26 protein-coding genes and 3 tRNA genes are annotated in these 25,718 nt (G+C 72.6%); 9 read left to right on the top strand and 20 right to left on the bottom strand.

Going from position 1 to position 25,718, the window contains the following annotated elements; genetic code table 11:
• Nucleotides 1–45: 45 nt before the first annotated feature.
• The 6 genes from G7Z13_RS20790 to G7Z13_RS20765 all read right to left on the bottom strand — a co-directional run bounded on the left by G7Z13_RS20790 (nucleotide 46) and on the right by G7Z13_RS20765 (nucleotide 2,257).
• Nucleotides 46–615 (bottom strand): TetR/AcrR family transcriptional regulator, encoded by a 570-nt coding sequence (locus G7Z13_RS20790; RefSeq protein WP_166001475.1) that lies wholly within the window; start codon nucleotides 613–615, stop codon nucleotides 46–48.
• A 168-nt stretch (nucleotides 616–783) separates the two neighbouring features.
• Complete coding sequence (locus G7Z13_RS20785) at nucleotides 784–1,212, bottom strand: MaoC family dehydratase (RefSeq protein ID WP_166001473.1); 429 nt, start codon at nucleotides 1,210–1,212, stop codon at nucleotides 784–786.
• 5 nt (nucleotides 1,213–1,217) lie between these two features.
• Nucleotides 1,218–1,670 carry a MaoC family dehydratase N-terminal domain-containing protein gene (locus G7Z13_RS20780; RefSeq protein ID WP_166001470.1) on the bottom strand — a complete coding sequence of 151 codons (453 nt, stop codon included), beginning with the start codon at nucleotides 1,668–1,670 and terminating at the stop codon, nucleotides 1,218–1,220.
• A gap of 140 nt (nucleotides 1,671–1,810) precedes the next feature.
• On the bottom strand, nucleotides 1,811–1,975 hold the full coding sequence (rpmG, locus tag G7Z13_RS20775; protein WP_003948671.1) for a 50S ribosomal protein L33: 165 nt from the start codon (nucleotides 1,973–1,975) through the stop codon (nucleotides 1,811–1,813).
• A 90-nt stretch (nucleotides 1,976–2,065) separates the two neighbouring features.
• Nucleotides 2,066–2,138 (bottom strand) — tRNA-Met (locus G7Z13_RS20770).
• Nucleotides 2,139–2,184: 46 nt separating this feature from the next.
• Nucleotides 2,185–2,257 (bottom strand) — tRNA-Thr (locus G7Z13_RS20765).
• A gap of 232 nt (nucleotides 2,258–2,489) precedes the next feature.
• On the opposite strand from G7Z13_RS20765, the gene G7Z13_RS20760 reads away from it, so the two are divergent.
• Nucleotides 2,490–3,746, top strand: a complete 1,257-nt coding sequence (locus G7Z13_RS20760; protein ID WP_166001468.1) for an amidohydrolase family protein — start codon at nucleotides 2,490–2,492, stop codon at nucleotides 3,744–3,746.
• An 80-nt stretch (nucleotides 3,747–3,826) separates the two neighbouring features.
• On the top strand, nucleotides 3,827–4,483 hold the full coding sequence (locus G7Z13_RS20755) for an NAD(P)H-binding protein (RefSeq protein WP_166001466.1): 657 nt from the start codon (nucleotides 3,827–3,829) through the stop codon (nucleotides 4,481–4,483).
• Nucleotides 4,484–4,507: 24 nt separating this feature from the next.
• On the opposite strand, the gene G7Z13_RS20750 is transcribed toward G7Z13_RS20755, so the two are convergent.
• Nucleotides 4,508–4,720 (bottom strand): hypothetical protein, encoded by a 213-nt coding sequence (locus G7Z13_RS20750; protein WP_166001464.1) that lies wholly within the window; start codon nucleotides 4,718–4,720, stop codon nucleotides 4,508–4,510.
• Between the two features lie 148 nt (nucleotides 4,721–4,868).
• A tRNA-Tyr gene (locus G7Z13_RS20745) sits at nucleotides 4,869–4,950 on the bottom strand.
• Nucleotides 4,951–5,172: 222 nt separating this feature from the next.
• Between G7Z13_RS20745 and G7Z13_RS20740 the strand changes: the two genes are divergently transcribed.
• A complete protein-coding gene (locus G7Z13_RS20740) occupies nucleotides 5,173–5,661 on the top strand; it encodes a YajQ family cyclic di-GMP-binding protein (RefSeq protein WP_166001462.1) in 489 nt (162 codons plus the stop codon).
• 92 nt (nucleotides 5,662–5,753) lie between these two features.
• Nucleotides 5,754–7,001 (top strand): amino acid permease, encoded by a 1,248-nt coding sequence (locus tag G7Z13_RS20735; RefSeq protein WP_166001460.1) that lies wholly within the window; start codon nucleotides 5,754–5,756, stop codon nucleotides 6,999–7,001.
• Nucleotides 7,002–7,106: 105 nt separating this feature from the next.
• On the opposite strand, the gene G7Z13_RS20730 is transcribed toward G7Z13_RS20735, so the two are convergent.
• The 12 genes from G7Z13_RS20730 to G7Z13_RS20675 form a co-directional block, all read right to left on the bottom strand.
• Nucleotides 7,107–7,505, bottom strand: a complete 399-nt coding sequence (locus tag G7Z13_RS20730; protein WP_166001458.1) for a YccF domain-containing protein — start codon at nucleotides 7,503–7,505, stop codon at nucleotides 7,107–7,109.
• A complete protein-coding gene (gene htpX, locus G7Z13_RS20725) occupies nucleotides 7,502–8,365 on the bottom strand; it encodes a zinc metalloprotease HtpX (protein ID WP_166001456.1) in 864 nt (287 codons plus the stop codon). Before htpX ends, G7Z13_RS20730 begins: the two co-directional genes overlap by 4 nt.
• A 197-nt stretch (nucleotides 8,366–8,562) precedes the next feature.
• Nucleotides 8,563–10,086, bottom strand: coding sequence for an NADH-quinone oxidoreductase subunit N (locus G7Z13_RS20720; protein ID WP_166001453.1), 1,524 nt, complete (start codon nucleotides 10,084–10,086; stop codon nucleotides 8,563–8,565).
• A complete protein-coding gene (locus tag G7Z13_RS20715; protein WP_166001451.1) occupies nucleotides 10,083–11,657 on the bottom strand; it encodes an NADH-quinone oxidoreductase subunit M in 1,575 nt (524 codons plus the stop codon). The genes G7Z13_RS20720 and G7Z13_RS20715 overlap by 4 nt, the downstream gene beginning before the upstream one ends.
• A gap of 6 nt (nucleotides 11,658–11,663) precedes the next feature.
• A complete protein-coding gene (locus G7Z13_RS20710; protein WP_166001449.1) occupies nucleotides 11,664–13,658 on the bottom strand; it encodes an NADH-quinone oxidoreductase subunit L in 1,995 nt (664 codons plus the stop codon).
• Nucleotides 13,655–14,047 (bottom strand): NADH-quinone oxidoreductase subunit NuoK, encoded by a 393-nt coding sequence (gene nuoK / locus G7Z13_RS20705; RefSeq protein WP_166001447.1) that lies wholly within the window; start codon nucleotides 14,045–14,047, stop codon nucleotides 13,655–13,657. The genes G7Z13_RS20710 and nuoK overlap by 4 nt, the downstream gene beginning before the upstream one ends.
• Nucleotides 14,047–14,622 (bottom strand): NADH-quinone oxidoreductase subunit J, encoded by a 576-nt coding sequence (locus tag G7Z13_RS20700; RefSeq protein ID WP_166001445.1) that lies wholly within the window; start codon nucleotides 14,620–14,622, stop codon nucleotides 14,047–14,049. Before G7Z13_RS20700 ends, nuoK begins: the two co-directional genes overlap by 1 nt.
• Nucleotides 14,619–15,272 carry an NADH-quinone oxidoreductase subunit I gene (locus tag G7Z13_RS20695; protein WP_166001443.1) on the bottom strand — a complete coding sequence of 218 codons (654 nt, stop codon included), beginning with the start codon at nucleotides 15,270–15,272 and terminating at the stop codon, nucleotides 14,619–14,621. The genes G7Z13_RS20700 and G7Z13_RS20695 overlap by 4 nt, the downstream gene beginning before the upstream one ends.
• Nucleotides 15,273–15,274: 2 nt before the next feature.
• Nucleotides 15,275–16,243 (bottom strand): complex I subunit 1 family protein, encoded by a 969-nt coding sequence (locus tag G7Z13_RS20690; protein WP_166001441.1) that lies wholly within the window; start codon nucleotides 16,241–16,243, stop codon nucleotides 15,275–15,277.
• Entirely contained in the window at nucleotides 16,240–17,559 is a 1,320-nt protein-coding gene (locus G7Z13_RS20685; RefSeq protein WP_166001439.1) for an NADH-quinone oxidoreductase subunit C, read from the bottom strand. Before G7Z13_RS20685 ends, G7Z13_RS20690 begins: the two co-directional genes overlap by 4 nt.
• A complete protein-coding gene (locus tag G7Z13_RS20680; RefSeq protein WP_206313119.1) occupies nucleotides 17,556–18,224 on the bottom strand; it encodes an NADH-quinone oxidoreductase subunit B in 669 nt (222 codons plus the stop codon). The genes G7Z13_RS20685 and G7Z13_RS20680 overlap by 4 nt, the downstream gene beginning before the upstream one ends.
• Complete coding sequence (locus tag G7Z13_RS20675; protein ID WP_166001437.1) at nucleotides 18,215–18,622, bottom strand: NADH-quinone oxidoreductase subunit A; 408 nt, start codon at nucleotides 18,620–18,622, stop codon at nucleotides 18,215–18,217. Before G7Z13_RS20675 ends, G7Z13_RS20680 begins: the two co-directional genes overlap by 10 nt.
• Nucleotides 18,623–18,856: 234 nt before the next feature.
• Here G7Z13_RS20675 and G7Z13_RS20670 point away from each other — a divergent pair, with 234 nt between their 5' ends.
• The 5 genes from G7Z13_RS20670 to G7Z13_RS20650 all read left to right on the top strand — a co-directional run bounded on the left by G7Z13_RS20670 (nucleotide 18,857) and on the right by G7Z13_RS20650 (nucleotide 25,704).
• Nucleotides 18,857–20,176: a sensor histidine kinase gene (locus G7Z13_RS20670; RefSeq protein ID WP_166001435.1), complete on the top strand. Its 1,320-nt coding sequence runs from the start codon at nucleotides 18,857–18,859 to the stop codon at nucleotides 20,174–20,176.
• Nucleotides 20,177–20,355: 179 nt separating this feature from the next.
• Nucleotides 20,356–21,729, top strand: a complete 1,374-nt coding sequence (locus tag G7Z13_RS20665) for a sensor histidine kinase (RefSeq protein WP_166001433.1) — start codon at nucleotides 20,356–20,358, stop codon at nucleotides 21,727–21,729.
• Nucleotides 21,730–21,854: 125 nt separating this feature from the next.
• On the top strand, nucleotides 21,855–22,526 hold the full coding sequence (locus G7Z13_RS20660; RefSeq protein ID WP_166001431.1) for a response regulator transcription factor: 672 nt from the start codon (nucleotides 21,855–21,857) through the stop codon (nucleotides 22,524–22,526).
• Nucleotides 22,527–22,733: 207 nt separating this feature from the next.
• Nucleotides 22,734–24,662, top strand: coding sequence for a 2-oxoacid:acceptor oxidoreductase subunit alpha (locus G7Z13_RS20655; RefSeq protein ID WP_166001429.1), 1,929 nt, complete (start codon nucleotides 22,734–22,736; stop codon nucleotides 24,660–24,662).
• A complete protein-coding gene (locus tag G7Z13_RS20650; RefSeq protein WP_166001427.1) occupies nucleotides 24,655–25,704 on the top strand; it encodes a 2-oxoacid:ferredoxin oxidoreductase subunit beta in 1,050 nt (349 codons plus the stop codon). Before G7Z13_RS20655 ends, G7Z13_RS20650 begins: the two co-directional genes overlap by 8 nt.
• Nucleotides 25,705–25,718: the final 14 nt, after the last annotated feature.

Genomic DNA, 25,718 nt, shown 5'->3' with positions numbered 1-25,718 from the left:
TGAAAAGGCGCACAGAGCCGTGCCGCCCCTGGTGGTCCTGGTGGCCTAGTGGTGCGCCACTCTCTTGGTCTTCGCCGAGTCGTAGAGCCCGCTCCACACCCGGTGCTCCGGCGGGAAACCCATCGCCGTCAGGGTGTTCACGAGCATGCCGAACGCCATGAAGGTCGTCGTCTCGGCGATGTCCGCCCCGAGGGGCAGATGGACGGTGTCCCACAGCTCCATCCAGCCGCGGCGGACCATCTCGCCGAACTCGTGGTCGCCGGCCGCCTCGGCGGCGGCCACCGCGACGTACGTCTGGAGCTGCATCTGGAGCCGCTCCGGCTCCTTGGCGAGCAGCACGTTGTACGCCTCGGCCATGGCATGCAGGGCCTCCTCTCCCTTGAGGTCGCCCGCCGCCTCCTCGAACGTCCGGCGCATGTCCTCCAGGCAGCGCTCGGCGGCCGCGAGGAAGATCGCCTTCTTGCCGGGGAAGAGGCGGAAGAGGTACGGCTGCGAGACACCCACGCGCTTGGCGATCGCGTCGGTGGACGTGCCGTGGTAGCCGTTCTGCGCGAACTCGGCGATCGCCGCGCGGATGACGCTTTCGCGTCGCTCTTCTGCGCTCATCCTGACCATGCGACTAAGTTAGTGCCCAATCACTAACTTAGTCAAGGGGGTCTGTGGGCAGGGGTTTCGCTGCTTCAGGATCAAGCCCATGCATGAGGGGCAGCCGCGCGTGAAGGCACCCATGCATGAGGGGCACCCGTCATGGACAGGCGCCCCCTGCTCCGGTGACCTGGGGGGTCAGGCGAGGCGGACGACCGCGCGGGACATGCCCAGCACCTTCTGGCCGCCGCTGGTCGCGGTGAGGTCCACGCGGACCGTGTTGTCGTCGAGCTTGGCGGCGACCTTGCCGCTGACCTCGATGGTCGCCCCCTGGTCGTCGTTCGGGACGACGACGGGCCGGGTGAATCGGACGCCGTACTCGACGACCGCGCCCGGGTCGCCGACCCAGTCGGTGACCACGCGGATCGCCTCGGCCATGGTGAACATGCCGTGCGCGATGACGTCCGGCAGTCCGACCTCCTTGGCGAACTTCTCGTTCCAGTGGATCGGGTTGAAGTCGCCCGAGGCACCCGCGTAGCGCACGAGCGTGGCGCGGGTCACGGGGAAGGTCTGTGCGGGCAGTTCGGTGCCGACCTCGACGTCGGCGTACGCGATGCTGGCGGTCATCTTGCTCACGCCTCCTCGGCCGCGCGGGCCACGAGCTTGGTCCAGGCGGTCACGACGTGCTCACCGGCCTCGTCGTGCACCTCGCCGCGGATGTCCAGGACGTCGTTGCCGGCCATCGACTTGATCGCCTCGATGGTCGAGGTGACCGTCAGCCGGTCGCCCGCGCGGACCGGGCGCCGGTAGGCGAACTTCTGGTCGCCGTGCACCACGCGGTTGTAGTCCAGGCCCAGCTGCGGGTCGGCGACGACCTGGGCCGAGGCCTTGAACGTGATGGCGAACACGAAGGTCGGCGGGGCGATCACATCGGGGTGACCGAGCGCCTTGGCGGCCTCCGGGTCGGTGTAGGCCGGGTTGGCGTCTCCCACCGCCTCCGCGAACTCCCGGATCTTCTCCCGGCCCACCTCGTAGGGCTCGGTGGGCGGGTAGGTCCGCCCCACGAAGGACTGGTCGAGCGCCATGGCTCGGCACCTCCTGATGTCTTGCTGTGGATGACCGGACGGACGGCTGGGGGCGACCGGTGAACGGTCCGGCCCAGCGGCCGCAAACGCCACGAGGCCGCCCCCCGGTACTGCGGGGGCGGCCTCGTGAACGAGCCTTGTTATCGCGTTTCGCGGTGCGCGGTGTGCGCGTTGCAACGCGGGCAGTGCTTCTTCATCTCAAGACGGTCCGGGTTGTTACGCCGGTTCTTCTTGGTGATGTAGTTCCGCTCCTTGCACTCCACGCAGGCCAGCGTGATCTTCGGGCGGACGTCGGTGGCAGCCACGTGAGTGCTCCTTGACGAACGGGGACTAGAAATGAACGCACATGAAGAGTAGCCGATCGTCGGACCGACCCGGCAATCGGCTACTTTGAGTAGCGGTGACCGGACTTGAACCGGTGACACAGCGATTATGAGCCGCTTGCTCTACCGACTGAGCTACACCGCTGCGATGCGATCGGGCCCCGCCTCGCGGCGGGAACCTCTCACATCAGAGCCCCAAAACGGAATCGAACCGTTGACCTTCTCCTTACCATGGAGACGCTCTGCCGACTGAGCTATTGGGGCGAGCGAGGAAGACATTACACGGTTGCCCGCCGTTCGCCCAAATCCGTTCCCGGACCCCCGCCCCGGCCCTTGCCCCAGGCCTCACCGGAGCCCCGCGCGGCGCTCCGGTCCGGGCAACCACACCGGTACGACTATTGCGCTCCTCCCCGCCCCAGCAGGGACGTCGTCCTACGCTCGACTCACTCTCTGTGATCTTGTGCCCCCGGCACAGCCCCCGAGCCACTGGAGCGCGATGCCCGACAGCCAGCCGCAGCCGCCCCGCTCGTCCTCGTCGCCGTCGGGCTCGCCGGGACGGTCCGACGGGGGCCTGCTGCTGTGCGGGGCGCGGCTGACGGACGGCCGCACCGTGGACGTACGGCTCGGCGGCGGGCGGATCGAGGCGGTCGGCACGGCCGGCAGCCTGGGCGGCGGTACGCGCGCGGACGGCGCCCGGGTCGACCTGACCGGCTATCTGCTGCTCCCGGCCCCCGCCGAACCGCACGCCCACGCGGACACCGCGCTGTCCGCCGACGCGGACGGGCCGGTCTCCCACGACCCGCGGGACGTCCAGCGCCGGGCCACGGAGGCCGCCCTGCTCCAGCTCGGCCACGGGGCCACCGCGGTGCGGGCGCACGTGCGCGTGGGCGACGTCCAGGGGCTCGGCGCGCTGCGGGCCGTCCTGCGGGCGCGGCGCGCGCTGCGCGGGCTCGTGGAGCTGACGACGGTGGCGATGCCGCGGGTGCTGACCGGGGCGGCCGGTGCGGACGGCCTGGCGATGCTGCGGGACGCGGTGAAAATGGGCGCCTGTGTGGTGGGCGGCTGTCCCGACGCGGACCCGGACCCGGCGGGCTACGTCGAGGCCGTGCTGGAGGTCGCCTCGGAGCACGGCTGCCCCGTCGACCTGCACACCGACGCCGCCGACCCGGCGCGGCTGGCCCGGCTCGCCGCCATGGCGGGCGGCCTGCGCCCCGGCGTGTCGATCGGGCCGTGCGCCTCTCTCGCGCGCCTGCCCGCCGCTGTCGCCGGCCGAACGGCGGACCAGCTCGCCGCGGCCGGCGTGACGGTGGTGTGCCTGCCACAGGGCGGCTGCGGGGGCGTGGAGGGCCGCGGGACGGCGCCCGTACGGCTGCTGCGCGCCGCCGGTGTCCGGGTCGCGGCCGGGAGCGGCGCGCTGCGCGACGTGTCCAACCCCGTGGGGCGCGGGGACCCGCTGGAGGCCGCCTACCTCCTCGCCTCGGGTCACGGCCTGTCCCCCGAGGACGCCTACGACACCGTCAGCGCCTCCGCGCGGGCGGCCCTGGGCCTGCCCCCGGTCCGCGTGGAGGCCGGTTTCCCGGCCGAACTCCTCGCGCTGCGCGCCGACCGGCTGTCCGGCGCGCTCTCGCTGGCCCAGAGCCGGCTCGTGGTGCACCAGGGGCGCGTGGTGACCCGGACGAGCGCGGTGCGGGAGTACTGCGACTCCGCGGTGGAGCTGGGACTGCCGCGACAGGGGCGGGGCGGGCCTTCCTGAGGGGTGTGCGGGGGCGCGCGGTGCGGCGGGCGTGGGGCGTACGGCGGCGCGAGTGGTCGCGGGGGCGTACGGTCGAAGACATGCGCATTGTCATCGCTGGTGGACATGGTCAGATCGCGCTGCGGCTCGAGCGGTTGCTCGCCCTGCGCGGCTACGAGCCGGCGGGGCTCATCCGCCGCGAGGAACAGGGCGACGACCTGCGGGAGGCGGGCGCCGAACCGGTGCTGCTGGACCTGGAGTCGGCCACGGTCGAGGAGGTCGCGGCGCATCTTCAGGGCGCGGACGCGGCGGTGTTCGCGGCGGGCGCCGGGCCCGGCAGCGGGGCGGCGCGCAAGGACACCGTGGACAAGGGCGCGGCGGTGCTGTTCGCGGACGCCGCGGTCCGCGCGGGGGTACGGCGTTTCCTGGTCGTGTCGTCGATGGGCGCGGACCCGCGTCACGAGGGCGACGAGATCTTCGACGTCTACCTGCGCGCCAAGGGCGAGGCGGACGCGTACGTACGGGGCCTGGACGCGCTCGACTGGACGATCCTGCGCCCCGGTTCGCTGACGAACGACCCCGGCACCGGCCTGGTCCGTCTGGAGGCGCACACGGGCCGTGGCGCGGTCCCGCGCGACGACGTGGCCGCCGTCCTGGCCGAGTTGCTGGAGACCCCGGCGACGGCCGGTCTGACCCTGGAGCTGGTCGGCGGGTCGACGCCGGTGTCCGTGGCGGTGAAGTCGGTCGCCGGTGAGTGACCGCCGCGCGGGGCGGACGGGGAGTCAGAACAGCGGCAGCTGCCCCGGGAACTCAGGCACCACATAGCCGTCCAACGACGGCTGCACGGCGCCCAGTTGCGCCGGCCGACGCGACCCGGGACAGGACACCAGCCGCCCGTCCTCCCGGGCGCCGGGCGGATCGTGCCGGGCGAACCGCCCGGCGACGACGGCGATCTCACGACGGCACTCGGGACACGTTCTGCGACGGGACGACATGCCCCCAGTGTGCCCGCGCGGTTCCCGGCCCCGTGAGGGTCACCACACCCGCCGCGCCCCGCCACGCGGATGCGGATGCGGGGGACGGGATGCGGAAACGAAAAGACCCCCTCCCTGCGTTTCGCAGAGGAGAGGGTCTTTCCCGAAGTGGCGGCGCCAGGATTCGAACCTGGGAAGGCTGAGCCGGCAGATTTACAGTCTGCTCCCTTTGGCCGCTCGGGCACACCGCCGGGGTCGCTGCCGTTCGAACCGCTTTTCGGCGGTGCTCCCTGGCAACGACGTAAACAATACCCGATGAGGAGGGGTGCTTCGCCACCCGATTGATCGGCACCCGGGGGACGGGGGGTGGCTAGGCTTGTCCGGATGCGGCCCGGCACCGCGCGGGGCCGGCCGTCGACCCGCGTACGCCGCTACGCACCCCGATTCGCACCCGATGCAAGGAGCCACAGGACATGGCCGACTCCAGTTTCGACATCGTCTCGAAGGTCGAGCGGCAGGAGGTCGACAACGCCCTCAACCAGGCCGCCAAGGAGATCTCGCAGCGCTACGACTTCAAGGGCGTGGGGGCCTCGATCTCGTGGTCCGGTGACAAGATCCTGATGGAGGCGAACTCCGAGGACCGGGTGAAGGCTGTCCTCGACGTCTTCCAGTCCAAGCTGATCAAGCGCGGGATCTCGCTGAAGGCACTGGACGCGGGCGAGCCGCAGCTGTCCGGCAAGGAGTACAAGATCTTCGCGTCGATCCAGGAGGGCATCTCGCAGGAGAACGCGAAGAAGGTCGCGAAGATCATCCGCGACGAGGGTCCCAAGGGCGTGAAGGCGCAGGTCCAGGGTGACGAGCTGCGGGTCAGCTCGAAGAGCCGGGACGACCTTCAGGCCGTCATCGCCCTGCTGAAGGGCAAGGACTTCGACTTCGCGCTGCAGTTCGTGAACTACCGCTAGGCCGCGCGGGCCGGCGGGAGGGAGGGCGGGCGTTTCGTGCCCGCCCTCCCTCCGTGTGCGGGGGCGGCCGGCCGGATCAGTAGGGTGCCGCCATGACGACGTCCCCTGCCGGACTGCGACGCTCCCTCGGGCTGACCGATGCCGTGGTCATCGGGCTGGGCTCGATGGTGGGAGCCGGGATCTTCGCCGCGCTCGCCCCGGCGGCCGGCGCGGCCGGCTCCGGGCTGCTGCCCGGGCTCGCCGTGGCGGCCGTGGTCGCCTACTCCAACGCCATGTCCTCGGCCCGGCTCGCGGCCCGTTATCCGGCCTCCGGCGGCACGTACGTGTACGGCAGGGAGCGGCTGGGGCCCTTCTGGGGCTATCTGGCGGGCTGGGCGTTCGTCGTCGGCAAGACGGCCTCCTGCGCGGCCATGGCGCTCACCGTGGGCGCGTACGTGTGGCCCGGTCAGGCGCACGCGGTGGCGGTGGCGGCGGTCGTGGCGCTGACCGCCGTGAACTACGGCGGTGTGCGGAAGTCCGCCTGGCTGACGCGGGCGATCGTGGCGGTGGTGCTGGCCGTGCTCGCCGCCGTGGTGGCCGGGTGCCTGGGGTCGGCCGCGTCCGACGCCGCGCGGCTCGACATCGGCGCCTCGGAGGGCTTCGGCGGGGTGCTCCAGGCGGCCGGTCTGCTGTTCTTCGCCTTCGCCGGGTACGCGCGGATCGCCACGCTCGGCGAAGAGGTGCGCGATCCCGCCCGGACGATCCCCCGTGCGATCCCCCTGGCACTCGGCATCGCGCTCGCGGTCTACGCGTGCGTGGCGGTCGCCGTGCTGTCCGTGCTCGGCTCCGGCGGGCTCGCCCGGGCGACCGCTCCGCTGGCCGACGCCGTGCGCGCCGCCGGGCTGCCGGGTCTGGTGCCGGTCGTGCGCGTCGGGGCAGCGGTGGCGGCGCTGGGCTCGCTGCTGGCGCTGATCCTGGGCGTCTCCCGGACCACGCTCGCCATGGCGCGTGATGGGCATCTGCCGGGCGTCCTGGCCGCCGTGCATCCGCGCTTCCGGGTGCCGCACCGGGCCGAGCTGGCGGTGGGCGCGGTGGTCGCCGTCCTGGCGGCCACGGTGGACGTGCGGGGCGCGATCGGCTTCTCGTCGTTCGGGGTGCTCGCGTACTACGCCGTGGCCAACGCCTCGGCATGGACGCTGGACGCCTCCGTGCGCGCCCGCGTGGTGCCGGCCGTGGGACTGCTCGGCTGTGTGGTGCTGGCGTTCTCGCTGCCCGGCGTGTCGGTCGCGGCGGGTGCGGGGGTGCTGGCGGCGGGCCTGGTGGCGTACGGGGTACGGCGGTGGTGGGCGTCCGCGCGGTGATCCCGGCCCGGCGGCGGCCGGGTGGTCCGGGGGCGGCCAGGTGATCCGGGGGTTGGGTGATCCAAGGGCTGGGTGGTCTGGGGGCGGCCGGGTGGTCCGGCGGCCTCACCAGGTCTTCGTGGCGAACGGGCGGTCCGAGGGGACGATCTCGCGGCCCAGCGGCACCAGCGAGACGGGTATCAGCTTGAAGTTGGCGATGCCGAACGGGATGCCGATGATCGTGAGGCAGAGCGCGATGCCGGTCGCGATGTGGGCGAGGGCCAGCCACCAGCCCGCGAGGACCAGCCACAGGACGTTGCCGACGAGGGACGGGGCGCCGGCGTCGCGGCGCTCGGCCGTGGTGTACCCGAAGGGCCACAGCGCGTAGACACCGATGCGGAAGGCGGCTATCCCGAAGGGGATGCCGATGATCGTGACGCACAGGAGCAGCCCTGCGGCGAAGTAGCCGAGGCACAGCCACAGGCCGCTCAGCACCAGCCAGATGATGTTCAGGATCGTCTTCACCGTGGGGGACCTGCCATCTGTTCCAGGCGGCGGATGCGCTCCGCCATCGGCGGGTGGGTGGAGAACATCTTGGCCAGGCCCTGGCCGGGGCGGAACGGGTTGGCGATCATCATGTGGCTCGCGGTCTCGATCCGCGGCTCGGGGGGCAGCGGGAGCTGCTTGGTGCCCGCCTCCAGCTTTCTCAGGGCGCTGGCCAGGGCCTGTGGGTCACCGGTGAGCTGGGCGCCGGAGGCGTCGGCCTCGTACTCCCGCGAGCGGCTGATGGCCAGCTGGATGAGGGAGGCCGCGAGCGGTCCCAGGAGCATGATCAGCAGCATGCCGAACAGGCCGGGGCCGTCGTCGTCGTCCGAGCGGCCGACCGGGATCAGCCAGGCGAAGTTGACCAGGAACATGATCACGGTGGCGAGGGCGCCGGCGACCGACGAGATGAGGATGTCGCGGTTGTAGACGTGGCTCAGCTCGTGGCCGATGACGCCGCGCAGTTCGCGCTCGTCGAGGAGGCGGAGGATGCCCTCCGTGCAGCACACGGCGGCGTTGCGCGGGTTGCGGCCGGTCGCGAAGGCGTTGGGGGCCTCCGTCGGGGAGATGTACAGCCGGGGCATGGGCTGGCGGGCCTGCGTGGAGAGCTCGCGGACCATCCGGTACAGCCCCGGCGCCTCGAACTCGCTGACCGGGCGGGCGCGCATCGCGCGGAGGGCGAGCTTGTCGCTGTTCCAGTACGCGTACGCGTTCGTGCCCAGGGCGACCAGGACGGCGACGACGAGCCCCGTACGGCCGAAGAAGCCGCCGATGACGATGATGAGTGCGGACAGTCCCCCGAGGAGTACTGCGGTCCTGAGCCCGTTGTGCCGGCGGTGCACGGTACGCCCTCCAAGTGGTGCAGCAGGGGAACCCTTTGCTTGCTGAATCGCTTGTCGCACCGGAGTCGTGGTGTCACGTCCAGTGGACCCTCCCGCTTCGGTCAACGCCGGGCGGCGAGCACTAGTTCCCTTGTGCCTGCGGGGGCGCGGCTGAGCCGTCCGAGTGAGGCTGCCCGGACGGCTCGGCCGAGAAGGCCTCAGAAGAGGCCGGTGTCGGTGAAGCGCAGCACCAGCTGGGGCGCCCCGGACAGGGCGATGCCGAGGACGGCGGTGACGGCGATCGCGGCCGTGACGGGGGCCGGGACGCGGTGCCGCGCGGGCTCCCCCTCGGGCGCGCGGAACAGCAGGGCGGTCCACTGGAGGTAGTAGAACAGCGCGATCACGACGTTCACGGCCATGACCACGGCCAGCCAGCCCAGGCCCCCGTCGACGGCCGCCGAGAAGACGGTGACCTTGGCGAACAGGCCGATGATGCCCGGCGGCAGCCCGGCCAGGCAGAGCAGGAAGAAGGCCAGCAGCAGGGCGGTGACCGGGTGGGCGGCGTACAGGCCGCGGTAGTCGGCGACGCGGTTCAGGGACCTCGTACGGCCGACCAGGGCGGCCACCGCGAAGGCGCCGAGGTTGACCACGCCGTACATGAGGGCGTAGGCGATCGTGGAGCCGATCGAGCGCTCGGCGTCGTCGGAGTACGCGGCGGCGGCGATCGGGACCAGGAGGTAGCCGGCCTGGCCGACGGAGGACCAGGCCAGCAGCCGTACCGCGCTGTACGCGCGCGTGGCCGCCTGCCGGAGGGCGCCGACGTTGCCGACGGTCATGGTGAGGGCGGCGAGCACGGCGAGCGCGGGGCCCCAGACGTCGGCGTACGACGGCAGGGCGATGACGGTGACGAGGACGAGGCCGGAGAAGCCGACCGCCTTGCCGACGACGGACAGGTAGGCGGCGACCGGCAGGGGCGCGCCCACGTAGGTGTCGGGCACCCAGAAGTGGAAGGGCACGGCGGCCGTCTTGAAGGCGAAGCCGATGAGGGTGAGGACCACGCCGGTCTGGGCGAGGGTGTGGAGCTGTCCGTCGACGCCCTGGATCCGCTCGGCGATCCGGGTCAGGTAGAGGCTGCCGGTGGTGGCGTAGAGGAAGCTGACGCCCATCAGGCTGACCGCGGTGGCGGTGACCGAGGACAGGAAGAACTTCAGCGCCGCCTCGGAGGACCTGCGGTCGCCGTGCTTGAGGCCGACGAGGGCGAAGGCGGGCAGCGAGGCGACCTCCAGGGCGACGATCAGGGTCGCGAGGTCGCGGGAGGCGGGCAGCAGGGCGGCGCCCGCCGCGGAGGACAGCAGCAGGAACCAGAACTCCCCCTCGGGCAGCCCCCCGCGCGCGTCCTTGAGACCGGTGACGGACAGCAGGGCGGCCACCAGGGCGCCGCCGAGGACGAGCAGCTGGAGGACGAGGGTGAAGCGGTCGGCGACGTAGCTGCACGCGGCGGGGTCGGCGGGCACGCAGAAGGTGGCGCGGTCGCCGTCCAGGAGGGGCAGCAGCATGAGCATGGCGGCGGCCAGGCCGGCGACGGAGACATAGCCGAGGAGCGGTTTGCGCCGCTCGGCCACGAACAGGTCGGCGACCAGGACGACGAGGGCGATCACGGCCGCGACGGTGGGCGGCGCGACGGCGAGCCAGTCGACGGACTGGATCAGCGACGCGGCGGCCGGCTGGGCCAGGGAGTTCATCGGGTGCCTCCTGCGAGGAGCTGCTGCACGGCCGGGTCCGTCAGGCCGAGGAGGGTCTTGGGCCAGAGTCCGGCGACGACGGTGAGGGCGACGAGCGGCGTCCAGGCCGCGAACTCGTAGCCCCGTACGTCGGTGAGCTTCGGCGTGTCCTGCGGGAGGGCGCCCATGCAGACCCGGCGGACCACGACCAGCAGGTAGGCGGCGGTGAGCAGGGTGCCGAACGCGCCGACCGCCATGAAGGTGAGGAAGGCGGGGCGGCTGAGCCCGTCGGCGGGGTCGAACGCGCCGAACAGCGCGAGCATCTCGCCCCAGAACCCGGCCAGGCCCGGCAGCCCGAGCGAGGCGACGGCGCCGAAGGCGAGCAGGCCGCCCAGGCGCGGCGCCCGGCCGTACAGGGCGGCGCCGGTCTCCTCGGCGAGGGTGTCGAGGTCGGTGCTGCCGGTGCGTTCCTTCAGCGCGCCGACGAGGAAGAACAGCAGGCCGGTGATGAGGCCGTGGGCGACGTTGGCGAACAGGGCGCCGTTCACGCCGGTCGGGGTCATGGTCGCGATGCCGAGCAGGACGAAGCCCATGTGACCGACGGAGGAGTAGGCGATCAGCCGCTTCAGGTCGCCCCTCGCGCCGCGCCGGGCGAGGGCGAGGCAGGCGAGCGATCCGTAGATGATCCCGACGACGGCGAAGGCGGCGAGGTACGGCGCGAAGGTGCGGAAGCCGTCGGGCGCGACGGGCAGCAGGATGCGGACGAACCCGTACGTGCCCATCTTCAGCAGCACGCCGGCCAGCAGCACGGAGCCGACGGTCGGGGCGGCGGTGTGGGCGTCGGGCAGCCAGCTGTGCAGTGGCCACATCGGGGTCTTCACGGCGAGCCCGATCCCGATCGCCAGAACGGCGATGACCTGCACGGACGTGCTCAGCGACCGGCCGTTGTCAGTGGCGAGTGCCACCATGTCGAAGGTGCCCGCTCGCAGGCCGATCAGGAGCAGGCCGAGCAGCATGACCACGGAGCCGAGCAGCGTGTAGAGGATGAACTTCCAGGCGGCCTCGGCCCGGCCCTCGCCGCCCCAGCGGGCGATGAGGAAGTACATCGGGATCAGGACCATCTCGAAGGCGAGGAAGAACAGCAGCAGGTCGAGGACGGCGAAGGTGGCGAGGGTGCCGGACTCCAGGACGAGCAGCAGGGCGACGAAGGCCTTCGGGGACGGGCCCGCGGGCAGCTTGAAGTAGCTGTAGAGCGCGCAGAGGAAGGTCAGCAGCGCGGTCAGCACGACGAGGGGGAGGGAAATGCCGTCGATGCCGAGGTGGATGCGCACGTCGAGTGCGGGGATCCAGCTGATGTCCGTCGTGGCCTGCATCTTCGACGGCTGGTCGTGGTCGAAGCCGAGCGCCAGGGCGATCGCGGCGATGAGCACGGCGCCGGTCACGGTGACGCCGTGGCGCAGCACGGCCTGCTCGGGCGACTTCCCCTTCAGTCCGGGCGGGGCGGGCAGCAGAGCGGCGGCGGCCCCGAGGAGCGGGCCGACGACGACGAACGCCAGAAGGAACTGCATCACGGACTCGCTGATATCGATCACGCCTGCTCACGCTCCCGTGGCGACGAGGACGGCGGCGACCACCAGGACGACGGTGCCGGCGAGCAGCGCGCTCACATAGGTCTGCACATTGCCGGTCTGGGCGCGCCGTACGGCGGCGCCGAGCCAGCGGGGTAGGGCGCCCGCGCCGCGTACGTAGGTGTCGACGACCTCGCGGTCGAGGAACCTGACGAGGCTCGCGCCGGCCCGGACGGGGCGGACGAACAGCGTCGAGTAGACGGCGTCGAGGCGGAAGCCGGCGGCCGCGTGGCGGTGCAGCGGGCCGAGCAGCAGCCGTCCGGGGTCGCCCGGGTCGGGGGCCTGCGCGATGTCGCCGTAGGCGGGCGTGTGGGCGGCGATGGCCTCGGCCTCGACCTGGCCGGCGTCGCCCCCGGGGTGGGCGGCGACCGCGCCGAGCGGGACGCGGGCGGTACGGGCGCCGGTGTGGCGCCAGGCGGCGTAGGTGACGAGGCCGCCGGCCAGGGCGAGGCCCGTGCCCAGCACGGAGGTGACCAGGGTGGGACCGAGGTCGCCGCCGTCGAACCAGCCGGGGAAGGACTGGTAGGCGAATCCGCCGAGGGCGAGGGAGGGGGCGGCGAGCACCCACAGCACGACGGTCATGGTGACGGGCTGGCGGCCGTGGTCGGGGGCCTCGGTGCCGTGGCCGCGGAAGGCGAGCAGCCACAGGCGGGTGGCGTACGCGGCGGTGAGCAGCGCGGTGAGCAGGCCCGCGACGAGGACGATCCAGCCCGCGGCGGCGGGCGCGTGCCCGGTGTGGCCGGTGGTGACGTGCTCGGCGGCGCCGAGGACGGCCTCCTTGGAGAAGAAGCCGCTGAACGGCGGGATCGCGGCGAGCGCGAGGAGCGCCACGGTCATCGTCCAGTAGGCGTCGGGGACGCGGTCGCGCAGGTGGCTCATGCGGGACATGGCGGCCAGCGAGTTGGTGCCGGTGGCGTGGATGATCACGCCGGCGGCGAGGAACAGCAGCGCCTTGAAGGCGCCGTGGGACAGGAGGTGGAAGACGGCGGCGCCGCGGTCGGCGACGGCGAGGGCGCCGGTCATGTAGCCGAGCTGGCCGATCGTCGAGTAGGCGAGGACGCGTTTGATGTCGTCCTGGGCGAGGGCGGCGAGCGCGGAGCCCGCCATGGTGACGGCGGCCATCACGGCGAGGACGACCATCGCGGCCTGCGAGGCCTCGAAGACCGGGAGGAGCCGGGCGATGAAGTAGACACCGGCGGCGACCATCGTCGCGGCGTGGATCAGCGCGGAGACGGGTGTGGGGCCCGCCATCGCGTCGGGGAGCCAGGTGTGCAGCGGGAACTGCGCGGACTTGCCGGCGACCCCGGCGAGGAGCAGCAGGGCGATCAGCGTCGGGTGGTCGAGCCCGCCGCCCGCGACCGCGCCGAGGATGCGGGTGATGCGGAACGATCCGGCGTCGCCGGCGAGCGCGAACAGGCCGATGAGGAAGGGGACGTCACCGAGCTTGGTCACCAGGAAGGCCTTGAGGGAGGCGGCGCGGGCCTCCGGGGTCTCCCAGTAGTGGCCGACCAGGAAGTAGGAGCAGATGCCCATGACCTCCCAGCCGACGAGCAGCACCATCAGGTCGCCCGAGTAGACGACGAGGAGCATCGCGGAGGTGAACAGGGAGACGAGCGCGGCGTAGGAGGGGTAGCGCGGGTCCTCGCGCAGGTAGCCCGTGGAGTAGATCTGCACGCAGGTCGCGACGAAGGCGACCAGGACGGCGACGAGCGCGGCGAAGCCGTCGATGTGCAGGGCCAGCTCGATGGGGACCGACCCGGTGGGGGTGAGTTCCGTGGCGGCGTCGATGGCGTCGTCGCCGCCCTGGTGCACGGCGACGACCACGGCGAGGGCGAGCGCGGTGAGGACCGGCAGGACCGCGAGGGGGCGGACGAAGCCGGGGGCGGTGCGGCCGAGCGCCAGGCCGGCGGCGGCGCCGAGGAACGGCAGGAGGGGGACGAGTACGGCGAGGGTGGTCGTGGTCACGCGGTGGCCTCAGCCTTCTCGGCGCCCGTCCCGGTCGCGGGCGTGCCGGTCTCGTGGCCCTCCGGCTCGTGCCCCTCGGCGGTGTCGCGGAGCTTGTCGATGTCGGAGGTGCCGCGGTTGCGGTACACGGCGAGGACGATCGCCAGGCCGATGCCGATCTCGGCGGCGGCGATGGCGATGGTGAACAGCGTCAGCGCCTGCCCGGAGTGCAGGGTCTCCTCGGCGGCCCGGCTGAGCCAGACGTCGAAGGCGACCAGGTTGAGGTTGACGGCGTTGAGCATCAGCTCGACCGACATCAGCACCAGGATCGCGTTGCGGCGGGCGAGGACGCCGTACAGGCCGGTACAGAACAGGAGGGCGGAGAGGACGGCGGGATAGGCGAGGTGCATCAGCGGACGCCTTCCTTCCCGTCGGCCGCGGCGGCGCCGGTCTTGGCCTTGCGGGACAGGACGATCGCGCCGACCAGGGCGGCGAGGAGGAGGACGGACAGGGCCTCGAAGGGGAGGACCCAGTTCTGGAACAGGCTCTCGCCGGTGACCTTCGTGGTTCCGGCGGCCGGGCCGTCGAGGTCGATCCAGGTGGTGCGGAAGGCGTCGACGACGACCCAGACCAGGGCGGCGGCCGAGGCTACGGCCACGGTGAGGGCGGCCCAGCGGTTGTGGGAGTCGGCGTCCGGGGAGCGGCCGATGGGGGCCTTGGTGAGCATCAGCCCGAACAGCAGGAGGACGACGACGGAGCCGACGTAGATGAGGACCTGCACCCAGGCGATGAACTCGGCGGTGAGCAGGAGGTACTCGACGGCGAGGCCGCCGAGGGTCACCACGAGCCACAGCGCGGCGTGCACCAGCTGCCGGGTGGTGACGGTGACGAGGGCGGCCCCGAAGGTGACCAGGCCGACGAGGAGGAAGGCGATCTCGACGCCGGTCGGGGAGAGGAAGCCGTGGGTCTCGGCTGCGAGGGTCATGCCGTGCCCTCCCGCTTCGGCCTCGGCCGGTCGGTCTGCTGCGCGGAGGCGCCCTGCGGGCGGGTGGCGGACTCGGCGGCGCGCACCTGCTCGTCGGCGTGCGTCGGCCCGGTGGCCGGGGGCTGCTGCTGGGCGGCCAGCTTCTCCGCCGTCTTGCGGGCGGCGGCCAGCTCCTTCGGCTCCTCCGCGCCCGGGTCGAGGGCGGGCGGGGCCGGGACGGTCCACATCCACTCGCGGAGCTTGTCGCGCTCGTGGGTGAGGTCGCGGATGTCGGTCTCGGCGTACTCGAACTCCGGGGACCAGAACAGGGCGTCGAACGGGCAGACCTCGATGCAGATACCGCAGTACATGCACAGCGAGAAGTCGATGGCGAAGCGGTCGAGGACGTTGCGGCTGCGCTCACGGCCGCCGGGGGTCGCCGCCGGGATCGTCTCCTTGTGGGAGTCGATGTAGATGCACCAGTCCGGGCACTCGCGGGCGCAGAGCATGCAGACCGTGCAGTTCTCCTCGAACAGGCCGATCACGCCGCGGGTGCGGGGCGGGAGGTCGGGCTGCACGTCGGGGTACTGCTCGGTGACGGTCTTCTTCGTCATCGTGCGGAGGGTGACGGCCAGGCCCTTGGCGAGGCCACTGCCGGGAATGCGGGCCATGGTTACTGGATCACCACCTTCACGATGCCGGTGAGGGCGATCTGGGCGAGGGACAGGGGCACGAGGAGGGTCCAGGACAGCTTCTGCAGCTGGTCCTCGCGCAGGCGGGGGTAGGTGACGCGGAGCCAGATCACGAGGAACGCGAGGACGGCCGTCTTCAGCAGGGTCCAGACCCAGCCGAGGCCGTCGGCGCCCCAGGGGCCGTGCCAGCCGCCCAGGAAGAGGACGGTGGTCAGGCCGCACAGGACGACGATCCCGGCGTACTCGGCGAGGAGGAAGAGGGCGAAGCGCAGGCCGGTGTACTCGGTGTACGCGCCGAAGATGATCTCCGAGTCGGCGACCGGCATGTCGAAGGGCGGGCGCTGCAGTTCCGCGAGGCCCGCCACGAAGAACACGAGCGCGCCGGTGATCTGCCAGGGCAGCCACCACCACTCGAAGGCGTCGAGGATGCCGGGGATCGAGACGGTGCCGGCCGCCATGGCCACCGAGGCGGCGGTCAGCAGCATCGGCAGTTCGTAGGCGAGCAGCTGGGCGGCGGTGCGCAGACCGCCGAGGAGGGAGAACTTGTTGGCGCTGGCCCAGCCGGCCATGAGGGAGCCGAGGACGCCGACGCCCATGACGGCGAGCACGAAGAAGACGCCCGCGTCGATCACCTCGCCGACGGCGCCCTCACCGGGACCGATCGGGATGGCGAGCAGCACGAGCAGGTACGGCAGGAGGGCGACGGCGGGGGCGAGCTGGAAGATACGGCGGTCCGCGCCCGCGGGGACCACGTCCTCCTTCTGCGCGAACTTCACGCCGTCCGCGACGAGCTGGGCCCAGCCGTGGAAGCCGCCGGCGTACATGGGGCCGAGGCGGCCCTGCATATGGGCCATCACCTTGTGCTCGGTCTGGCCGATGATCAGCGGGAAGGTGAGGAAGACGCCGAAGACGACGAGGAGTCGCAGGGCGACGTCGAGCACGTCGTTCACCGCGGGCCTCCTGTGGGGTCTTCGGGGGTGTGGTCTGGGGTGTGGTCGGTGGTGGTGTCGCCGGTGGTGTTGTCAGTGGTACCGGCCGGGGTGCTGCCGGGTTCCGGCTCCGACTGCTTCGGGTCCGGCTGCGGCTGCTCCCGCTCCGGCTGCTTCGGCTCCGGCCGCTCCGGCCGCTGCGGCTGCCCGGCACCCGGCTCGGGCCGCCTGGCCTCCGGTTCCGGCTCGGGCTCCGGCTTCGGCTCGGTCTCCTCGAACGCCGGGCGGGCGTGGTGCCAGGGGGCGTCCGGGCTGCGGGGTGCGACGGCGGGACGGGCCGGCGGGGCCTCCGCCGCCTCGGCGCGCTGGGACGCGGAGCCCTCGGACGCGCTCCGCGCACGCCGGGGCGTGCCCGCCGGACGCTGCGACGCCGAACCCTCGCTCGCGCTGCGGGCGCGGCGCGGGGTCGCGGCGGGAGCCGGCGGGGTCTGCGGCTCGCCCACTGCACCGGCCGCCGGGTGCTGCGACGCCGAACCCTCGGACGCGCTGCGGGCGCGGCGCGGGGTGGCGGTGGCGGGCGTCCCGGCGGCGGCACCGGCTGCCGCGCCACCGGCACCAGCACCAGCGGCGGCACCAGCCGCAGCCCCCGCTGCGGCCGTCGTCTGGCTCGCCGAGCCCTCCCCCGCCGTACGGGTCCGCCGTACGGGGCGGTCGCCGGCGGCGGTGGCGCGGCCGGCGGCACGGGCCGGGCGGGCGGGGGCCGGGGGCAGCTGGCCCTTCAGCGGGCCCCACTCGTTGGGGTCGGGGACGCCCGGCGGCAGCATCTGGCGGCGCTTGGGGCCGCCGTGCTCGGACTCCCCCGGCTCCTTGGCGCCCGGCCACGCCTTGGCGACGCGGGCGGCGAGGACGAAGTCCTTGCGCAGGGGGTGGCCCTCGAAGTTGTCGGGGAGCAGGAGGTGGTCGAGGGCGGGGTGGCCCTCGAAGGAGACGCCGAACATCTCGTGGGTCTCGCGCTCGTGCCAGGCGGCGCCCGCGTAGACGTCGACGGCGGAGGCGAGCCGGGGCGCCTCGTGCGGCACGGTGGTCCGCAGCAGCAGGCGGCGTACCGGGGAGAGCGCGACGACGTGCGCCGAGACCCGGAAGCCGGTGCCCGGTTCGTCGACGGCGCTCAGCCAGTCGAAGTAGGTGCAGCCCAGCTCGTCCCGGGCGGCGCGCAGGGCGTCGGTCCAGGTGGCCGGCGGGACGTCGACGGTCAGGACCTCGTAGGACTCCTCGGCCGTGGCGTCGGGGCCGAACAGGTCCTCGGCGGGGGCGGGCAGCCAGCCGACCGCACTCATCGCGCGTCCCCCTCCGGGGCCGGGGGCCGGACCAGCCCGCTCGTCAGGGCGGCGGTGGAGGGGCGCGCCGGTGCGGTGGCGTAGCGCTCGCCGAGCGACTCGCGGGCGATCTTCTCCTGGAGCTTGAGGATGCCCTGGAGCAGCGCCTCGGGGCGGGGCGGGCAGCCGGGGACGTAGACGTCGACGGGGATGATCTGGTCGACGCCCTTCGTCACCGAGTAGGAGTCCCAGTAGGGGCCGCCGCAGTTGCTGCACGCGCCGAAGGAGATGACGTACTTCGGCTCGGGCATCTGCTCGTACAGCCGCTTGACGGCCGGCGCCATCTTGTCGGTGACCGTGCCGGACACGACCATGAGGTCGGCCTGGCGGGGGCCGGGCGCGAAGGGGATCACGCCGAGCCGGATGAAGTCGTGGCGGGCCATCGACGCGGCGATGAACTCGATCGCGCAGCAGGCGAGGCCGAAGTTGAAGACCCACAGCGAGTAGCGGCGGCCCCAGTTGAGGACCACCTTCATCGGCTCCGGGGCGAGGCGGGCCAGCGCGCCCAGCCGCTTGGGCTCGGGCAGCGCAACGGGCTCCGGGGCGGGAGCGGGCGCGGGCGCGGACTGCGGCTCCGGGGCGGCAGCGGACCGCGGGGTCTGAGCGGGTTCTCGGGTCACGTCCATGTCAGGACGCCCTTCTTGTACGCGTACAGCAGGCCGACGGCGAGGAAGCCGAGGAAGAGGAACATCTCCACCAGGGTGGCGGCGCCGTAGCCGGGGTCGGCGAAGACGGTCGCCCAGGGGAAGAGGAAGATCGAGTCGACGGCGAAGATCACGTACAGGAAGGCGTAGACGTAGTAGCGGACCTGGGTGTGGGCCCAGCCCTCGCCGACGGGGTCGACGCCGCACTCGTACGTCAGCAGCTTCTCGTGCGTGGGCACGACGGGGCGCAGCAGCCGGCCGGCCGCGAAGGCCACGGCGACGAAGAGCACACCGATGGCGGCGAGCAGTCCGACCACGGAATAGGACTGGAAGTAGTCCGCCGCGACGACCACAGCCGGTTCGACGGTCGGTTCCCGCACGTCCGTCTCCTCGCTCCCTGACCTCGACGTTCTCCGAACAACCTAGAACAACTCTGCGCTTTGTTCGAACGATGTTCGATCTCGAACGATCTGTACGCAGGCGAGTCTAGGGCCTGTCAAAGAGGCCGTAAGCAGCCCGTCACGCGTTGAGATGCGGGGGTGGGGTTTTCCCCCGCCCGGGCTCGGCGGCGCACCTCATGGCGCGACCGGGCGCCGCCCGGCACGCTAGCCGATATGACCGAACACTTCCCGCCGCCGAGCCCGGCGACGACCGCGGCCTCCGCGACCCCCGCGAGCCCGGCGACGACCGCGGCCTCCGCGACCCCCGCCGGGACGCCCGCGCCCGCCGGGACCCCCGCGGCCACCGCGTCCCGCCGCGACGACGGTGACGGCGACGGCCGCCCGCCGCCCGTCCGGCTCGCCTACGACGCGCACACCTGGAAGGAGATCGCGCATCTCCTGGCCAATCTGCCGATGTCCCTGGTGGGCTTCGTGTACGTCGCCACGGTGCTGTTCACCAGCGCCTTCCTGACGATCACGGTGATCGGGTTCCCGCTGCTGGCGGCCGGGCTGATGGGCGCGCGGCAGATCGGCAAGGCGGAGCGGGCGCGGGCCCGCGCACTGCTCGGGGTGCGGATCGACGAGCCGAGCCCGCTGCCGCTGCGGGCCCGCGGCGGGGACCGGGGCGGCGGCATCTTCGGTCAGCTGTGGATGGCGCTGAAGGACCCGGTCGGCTGGCGGACCGTGCTGTACGACTTCATCCGGCTGCCGTGGGGTGTCCTCACCTTCACCATCACGCTGACCTCGCTGTTCGTGCTGTGGCCGGTGCTGCCGTTCATAGCGCGGGGGCTGGCCAACGCGGACCGGGCGATGGTGCGCGGGCTGCTGTCGCCCTCCGACGAGCTGGAGCGGCGTATCGCCGAACTGGAGTCCGACCGCGGGGTCGTGGTGGACACCGCCGCGGCCGACCTGCGGCGCATCGAGCGGGACCTGCACGACGGCGCGCAGGCCCGTCTGGTCGCGCTGGCCATGGGGCTGGGCCTGGCGAAGGAGAAGCTGCTGGAGGACCCGGACACGGCGGCGGCGATGGTCGAGGAGGCGCACGGCGAGGTGAAGCTGGCGCTGCAGGAGCTGCGCGACCTGGCGCGCGGCATCCACCCGGCGGTCCTCACCGACCGCGGCCTCGACGCGGCGCTCTCCGCGGTCGCCTCCCGCTGCACCGTTCCCGTGAAGGTGGCCGTCGATCTGGCCGAGCGGCCCGCCGAGGCCATCGAGGGCATCGCCTACTTCACCGTCTCGGAGCTGCTGCAGAACGTCAGCAAGCACAGCGCGGCGACCTCCGCGTCGGTCGAGGTGTGGCGGTCCGGGGACCGGCTGCTGATCCAGGTCGGGGACAACGGCCGCGGGGGTGCGGGGCTCGACGGCGGGAGCGGGCTGCGAGGGCTCGCGGAGCGGCTGGACGCGGTGGACGGGCTGTTCGTCGTCGACTCCCCCGAGGGCGGGCCGACGCTGATCACGGCCGAGCTGCCGTGGCGGGACCGGCCGCGGGGGTAGGGAAAACCCCCCTCCCGGGACGCCGACGGCCTCCATGGTTCCCGCGCCCTGGGCCGAGCAGGCTGGAGACCGGCAGGGCGCGGACGACACGCACCCCCCGCGGCGGTCCGGGACCGGAACAGACGGACGGGCAGCCGAGACCGCCGAGACGGACGAGACGAGAAGGACGGGGCGAGCCGATGGCCACCGAGTACGGCCGGGAGTACGGGAACGGGAACGGCCCCCGACAGGGGTACGGGTACGCGTACGGGCGCGAGGACCGGCGCGGCGGCGGGGCGCGGCTGCCGGCCGGGCTGCGCGCGCCGTTCGAGCCGCGCGCCTGGCGGGAGTTCGCGTACGTGCTGCTGGGGCTGCCGATCGGCGTGCTGCTCTTCGTGTACGCCGTCACGATGCTCTCCCTCGGCGCCGGGCTGCTGGTGACCTTCCTGGGCGTTCCGGTCCTGGCGGCCGGGCTGGCCGGGTGCCGGGGCCTGGGCGCGCTGGAGCGGACCCGGGCGCGGGCGCTGCTCGGGATGCGGGTGGCCGACCCGGAGCCGCTGCGGGCCCGCAGGAGCGGCCTGTGGGCGTGGATGGGGGCGGTCCTCAAGAGCGGCACGTCGTGGCGGCATCTGCTGTACGCGGTGCTGCACTTCCCGTGGGCGGTGTTCTCGTTCGCCGTGGCGGTGTCCTTCTGGACGTACGGCGTGGCGCTGCTGACGTATCCGCTGTGGTTCTGGCTCTTCCCGATGTACGGCGGGCAGGGCGGGCTCCAGCTCTACGGCGACGAGAGCCACCACATCTACCTCGACAACCCGTTCGAGATCACCGTGACCGCGCTGGTGGGGCTGCTGTTCACGCTGGCCGCGCCGTGGATCGTGCGGGCGCTGACCACGGTCGACCGGCTGCTGGTGAGCGGGCTGCTCGGGCCGTCGCGGCTGGGGTCGCGGGTGGTGGAGCTGGAGTCCGACCGCGGGGTGGTGGTGGACGGCGCGGCGGCCGACCTGCGGCGCATCGAGCGTCAGCTGCGCGACGGGGCGCAGGCCCGGCTGGCGGCGCTGGAGCTGGACCTGGGGCTGGCGCGGGAGAAGCTGGCGCAGGACCCGCGGGCGGCGGCGCGACTGGTGGACGAGGCGCACGGCGAGGTGAAGACGGCCCTGCGGGAGCTGCGGGACCTGGCGCGCGGCATCCACCCGGCGGTCCTCACCGACCGCGGCCTCGACGCGGCGCTCTCCGCGGTCGCCTCCCGCTGCCCGGTGCCGGTGCGGGTGGAGGTCGACCTGCCCTCGCGGCCGGCGCCCGCGATCGAGGGCATCGCCTACTTCACCGTCTCCGAACTGCTCCGCAACGTCGAGCGGCACAGCGGGGCGGGGTCGGCGTCGGTGGACGTGTGGCGGTCCGGGGACCGGCTGATGCTCCAGGTCACCGACGACGGCGTGGGCGGCGCGGACCCGGCGGCCGGCTCCGGCCTGGCCGGCCTCACCGAACGTCTCGACGCCGTCGACGGCGTCCTCGTCGTCGACTCCCCGCCCGGCGGGCCCACCCGGGTGACGGCGGAGCTGCCCTGGCGCACGTGAGGTCCGCGAGGTCAGGGGCGGCAGGCCGCCGCCCGTCCGGTTGATCCCACCCGCCCTCAAGCGGCGCCCGAAGCTGGAATGCTGGACTCGTACGCAATCGCGACGGTCGGCTGGGGGCCAAGGGCGTGGAGGACAGGGTGCGGGTGGTCATCGCCGAGGATTCGGTGCTGCTCAGAGAGGGGCTGACCCGGTTGCTCACCGACCGTGGGCACGAGGTCGTCGCCGGGGTGGCGGACGCCGACGCGTTGATCAAGACGATGGCCGATCTGGCGGCGGAGGACGCGCTGCCCGACGTCGTGGTCGCCGATGTGCGGATGCCGCCGACGCACACGGACGAGGGGGTGCGCGCGGCGGTGCAGCTGCGCAAGGCGCATCCGGGGCTCGGGGTGCTGGTGCTGTCGCAGTACGTGGAGGAGCGCTACGCCACCGAGCTGCTGGCCGGCTCCAGCCGCGGGGTCGGGTATCTGCTGAAGGACCGGGTCGCCGAGGTGCGCGAGTTCGTGGACGCGGTGGTACGGGTCGCGCGGGGCGGCACCGCGCTGGACCCGGAGGTCGTCGCCCAGCTGCTGGGCCGCAGCCGTAAGCAGGACGTGCTGGCGGGGCTTACCCCGAGGGAGCGCGAGGTGCTGGGGCTGATGGCGGAGGGGCGGACGAACTCGGCCATCGCGCGGCAGCTGGTGGTCAGCGACGGCGCCGTGGAGAAGCACGTCAGCAACATCTTCCTGAAGCTCGGGCTGTCCCCGAGCGAGGGCGATCACCGCAGGGTCCTCGCCGTGCTGACGTATCTGAATTCCTGATTTCCTGAAGGCAATCGACGAAACGCCTGGTGGGGGCGGTGACAGTCAGGTGGCAGGCATGGGCCGCACGGGGCGGGCGGCGCCGGGCGCGCGTGGTCTTCCCGCGAATGACCGAGGGCACGCCCCCTTCACGGTCGTAGGGTTGATCCTGGGAACGCCTGCGGGCAGGCCGCTCCCCGACAGCCGCCTCGAGGGAGGTCCAGTTCAGTGACGAGCCAGGTCAGTAGCCCAGCGGAGCAGGCCGACGGAGCCGTCGTGGGAGGGCAGCGCAGACCGGCGGGGACGAAGGACGTCCGCCGCCTCGACCGGGTGATCATCCGGTTCGCGGGGGACTCGGGTGACGGTATGCAGCTCACCGGTGACCGCTTCACCTCGGAGACCGCGTCCTTCGGCAACGACCTGTCGACGCTGCCCAACTTCCCGGCCGAGATCCGCGCGCCCGCCGGCACCCTGCCGGGTGTGTCGTCCTTCCAGCTGCACTTCGCCGACCACGACATCCTGACCCCGGGCGACGCGCCGAACGTGCTGGTGGCGATGAACCCGGCCGCGCTGAAGGCCAACGTGGGCGATCTGCCGCGCGGTGCGGAGATCATCGTGAACACGGACGAGTTCACGAAGCGGGCCATGCAGAAGGTCGGCTACGAGACCAGTCCGCTGGAGGACGGGTCGCTGGACGGCTACAGCGTGCACCCGGTGCCGCTGACCACGCTGACCGTGGAGGCGCTGAAGGACTTCGACCTCACCCGCAAGGAGGCCGAGCGCAGCAAGAACATGTTCGCGCTCGGCCTGCTGTCGTGGATGTACCACCGGCCGACGGAGGGCACGGAGAGGTTCCTGCGGTCGAAGTTCGCGAAGAAGCCGGACATCGCCGAGGCCAACATCGCCGCGTTCCGGGCGGGCTGGAACTTCGGCGAGACGACCGAGGACTTCGCGGTCTCCTACGAGGTGGCGCCGGCGGCGAAGGCCTTCCCGGTGGGCACCTACCGCAACATCTCCGGCAACCTGGCGCTGTCGTACGGCCTGATCGCCGCCTCGCGCCAGGCCGATCTGCCGCTGTTCCTGGGCTCGTACCCGATCACCCCGGCCTCGGACATCCTGCACGAGCTGAGCAAGCACAAGAACTTCGGGGTGCGCACCTTCCAGGCGGAGGACGAGATCGCCGGGATCGGCGCGGCGCTGGGCGCGGCGTTCGGCGGCTCGCTGGCGGTGACGACGACGAGCGGTCCCGGCGTGGCGCTGAAGTCGGAGACGATCGGGCTGGCCGTCTCGCTGGAGCTGCCGCTGCTGATCGTGGACATCCAGCGCGGCGGGCCGTCCACCGGTCTGCCGACCAAGACCGAGCAGGCGGACCTGCTCCAGGCGATGTACGGCCGCAACGGCGAGGCGCCGGTCCCGGTGGTCGCGCCGCGCACCCCGGCGGACTGCTTCGACGCGGCGCTGGAGGCGGCGCGGATCGCGCTGACGTACCGCACGCCCGTCTTCCTGCTCTCCGACGGCTACCTGGCCAACGGCTCCGAGCCGTGGCGCATCCCCGAACTGGAGGAGCTGCCGGACCTGCGGGTGCGGTTCGCGCAGGGCCCGAACCACACCCTGGACGACGGCACCGAGGTCTTCTGGCCCTACAAGCGCGACCCGCGCACGCTCGCCCGCCCGTGGGCCGTCCCCGGCACCCCGGGTCTGGAGCACCGGATCGGCGGCATCGAGAAGCAGGACGGCACGGGCAACATCTCCTACGACCCGGCCAACCACGACTTCATGGTCCGCACCCGGCAGGCGAAGGTCGACGGGATCGACGTGCCGGACGTGGAGGTCGACGACCCGGCCGGCGCCCGCACCCTGGTCCTCGGCTGGGGTTCCACCTACGGGCCGATCACCGCGGCCGTACGCCGCGTCCGCAAGGAGGGCGGCCGGATCGCCCAGGCCCACCTGCGTCACCTCAACCCCTTCCCGCGCAACCTCGGCGCGGTCCTGAGCGGCTACGACAAGGTCGTCGTGCCCGAGATGAACCTCGGCCAGCTCGCCACCCTCGTCCGGGCGAAGTACCTGGTCGACGCCCGCTCCTACACCCAGGTCAACGGCATGCCGTTCAAGGCCGAGCAGCTGGCCGAGGCCCTGAAGGAGGCCATCGATGACTGAGGCACTGAAGCTGGTCCCCAAGGCCGAGGCCAGGCAGTCCATGAAGGACTTCAAGTCCGACCAGGAAGTGCGCTGGTGCCCCGGATGCGGTGACTACGCGATCCTCGCCGCCGTGCAGGGCTTCATGCCGGAGCTCGGCCTGGCGCGCGAGAACATCGTCTTCGTCTCCGGCATCGGCTGCTCCTCCCGCTTCCCGTACTACATGAACACCTACGGGATGCACTCCATCCACGGCCGCGCCCCGGCGATCGCCACCGGCCTCGCCGCGAGCCGGCGCGACCTGAGCGTGTGGGTCGTCACCGGCGACGGCGACGCGCTGTCCATCGGCGGCAACCACCTGATCCACGCCCTGCGCCGCAACGTCAACCTCAAGATCCTGCTGTTCAACAACCGGATCTACGGTCTGACGAAGGGCCAGTACTCGCCCACCTCCGAGGTCGGCAAGATCACCAAGTCGACGCCGATGGGCTCGCTGGACGCACCCTTCAACCCGGTGTCGCTGGCGCTGGGCGCGGAGGCGTCCTTCGTGGCCCGCACGGTCGACTCCGACCGCAAGCACCTCACCGAGGTGCTGCGCCAGGCCGCCGCCCACCCGGGCACCGCGCTGATCGAGATCTACCAGAACTGCAACATCTTCAACGACGGCGCCTTCGACGCCCTGAAGGACAGGCAGTCGGCGGAGGAGGCGGTGATCCGGCTGGAGCACGGGCAGCCGATCCGCTTCGGCGGCGGGCTGACCAAGGGCGTCGTCCGGGACCGGGCCACCGGCGATCTGCGGATCGTGACCGTGACGCCGGACAACGAGGCCGACATCCTGGTCCACGACGCCCACGCGGCCTCCCCGACCACCGCGTTCGCGCTGTCCCGGCTCGCCGACCCGGACACGCTGCACAACACCCCGATCGGCGTGTTCCGCGCGGTGGAGCGGCCGGTGTACGACGCGCAGATGTCCGACCAGCTGGACACGGCCGTCGAGCGGAAGGGCAAGGGGGATCTGGCCGCGCTGCTGGCGGGCGGGGACACCTGGACGGTCGTCGGCTGACCGCCGGCTGACCG

The organism is Streptomyces sp. JB150, assembly GCF_011193355.1.
GTDB lineage: Bacteria > Actinomycetota > Actinomycetes > Streptomycetales > Streptomycetaceae > Streptomyces.
This window is presented reverse-complemented; position numbering and strand designations above follow the sequence as displayed.

What these genes read in the sequence shown, in the direction of transcription:
- nuoK (WP_166001447.1), bottom strand. Translation starts at nt 14,047, where the DNA reads ATGCACCTCGCCTATCCCGCCGTCCTCTCCGCCCTCCTGTTCTGTACC.
- G7Z13_RS20735 (WP_166001460.1), top strand. Translation starts at nt 5,754, where the DNA reads ATGACGACGTCCCCTGCCGGACTGCGACGCTCCCTCGGGCTGACCGAT.
- G7Z13_RS20780 (WP_166001470.1), bottom strand. Translation starts at nt 1,670, where the DNA reads ATGGCGCTCGACCAGTCCTTCGTGGGGCGGACCTACCCGCCCACCGAG.
- G7Z13_RS20670 (WP_166001435.1), top strand. Translation starts at nt 18,857, where the DNA reads ATGACCGAACACTTCCCGCCGCCGAGCCCGGCGACGACCGCGGCCTCC.
- G7Z13_RS20650 (WP_166001427.1), top strand. Translation starts at nt 24,655, where the DNA reads ATGACTGAGGCACTGAAGCTGGTCCCCAAGGCCGAGGCCAGGCAGTCC.
- G7Z13_RS20790 (WP_166001475.1), bottom strand. Translation starts at nt 615, where the DNA reads ATGGTCAGGATGAGCGCAGAAGAGCGACGCGAAAGCGTCATCCGCGCG.
- G7Z13_RS20760 (WP_166001468.1), top strand. Translation starts at nt 2,490, where the DNA reads ATGCCCGACAGCCAGCCGCAGCCGCCCCGCTCGTCCTCGTCGCCGTCG.
- G7Z13_RS20720 (WP_166001453.1), bottom strand. Translation starts at nt 10,086, where the DNA reads ATGAACTCCCTGGCCCAGCCGGCCGCCGCGTCGCTGATCCAGTCCGTC.
- G7Z13_RS20680 (WP_206313119.1), bottom strand. Translation starts at nt 18,224, where the DNA reads ATGGACGTGACCCGAGAACCCGCTCAGACCCCGCGGTCCGCTGCCGCC.
- G7Z13_RS20695 (WP_166001443.1), bottom strand. Translation starts at nt 15,272, where the DNA reads ATGGCCCGCATTCCCGGCAGTGGCCTCGCCAAGGGCCTGGCCGTCACC.
- G7Z13_RS20700 (WP_166001445.1), bottom strand. Translation starts at nt 14,622, where the DNA reads ATGACCCTCGCAGCCGAGACCCACGGCTTCCTCTCCCCGACCGGCGTC.
- G7Z13_RS20665 (WP_166001433.1), top strand. Translation starts at nt 20,356, where the DNA reads ATGGCCACCGAGTACGGCCGGGAGTACGGGAACGGGAACGGCCCCCGA.
- G7Z13_RS20685 (WP_166001439.1), bottom strand. Translation starts at nt 17,559, where the DNA reads ATGAGTGCGGTCGGCTGGCTGCCCGCCCCCGCCGAGGACCTGTTCGGC.
- G7Z13_RS20750 (WP_166001464.1), bottom strand. Translation starts at nt 4,720, where the DNA reads ATGTCGTCCCGTCGCAGAACGTGTCCCGAGTGCCGTCGTGAGATCGCC.
- G7Z13_RS20740 (WP_166001462.1), top strand. Translation starts at nt 5,173, where the DNA reads ATGGCCGACTCCAGTTTCGACATCGTCTCGAAGGTCGAGCGGCAGGAG.
- G7Z13_RS20755 (WP_166001466.1), top strand. Translation starts at nt 3,827, where the DNA reads ATGCGCATTGTCATCGCTGGTGGACATGGTCAGATCGCGCTGCGGCTC.
- G7Z13_RS20785 (WP_166001473.1), bottom strand. Translation starts at nt 1,212, where the DNA reads ATGACCGCCAGCATCGCGTACGCCGACGTCGAGGTCGGCACCGAACTG.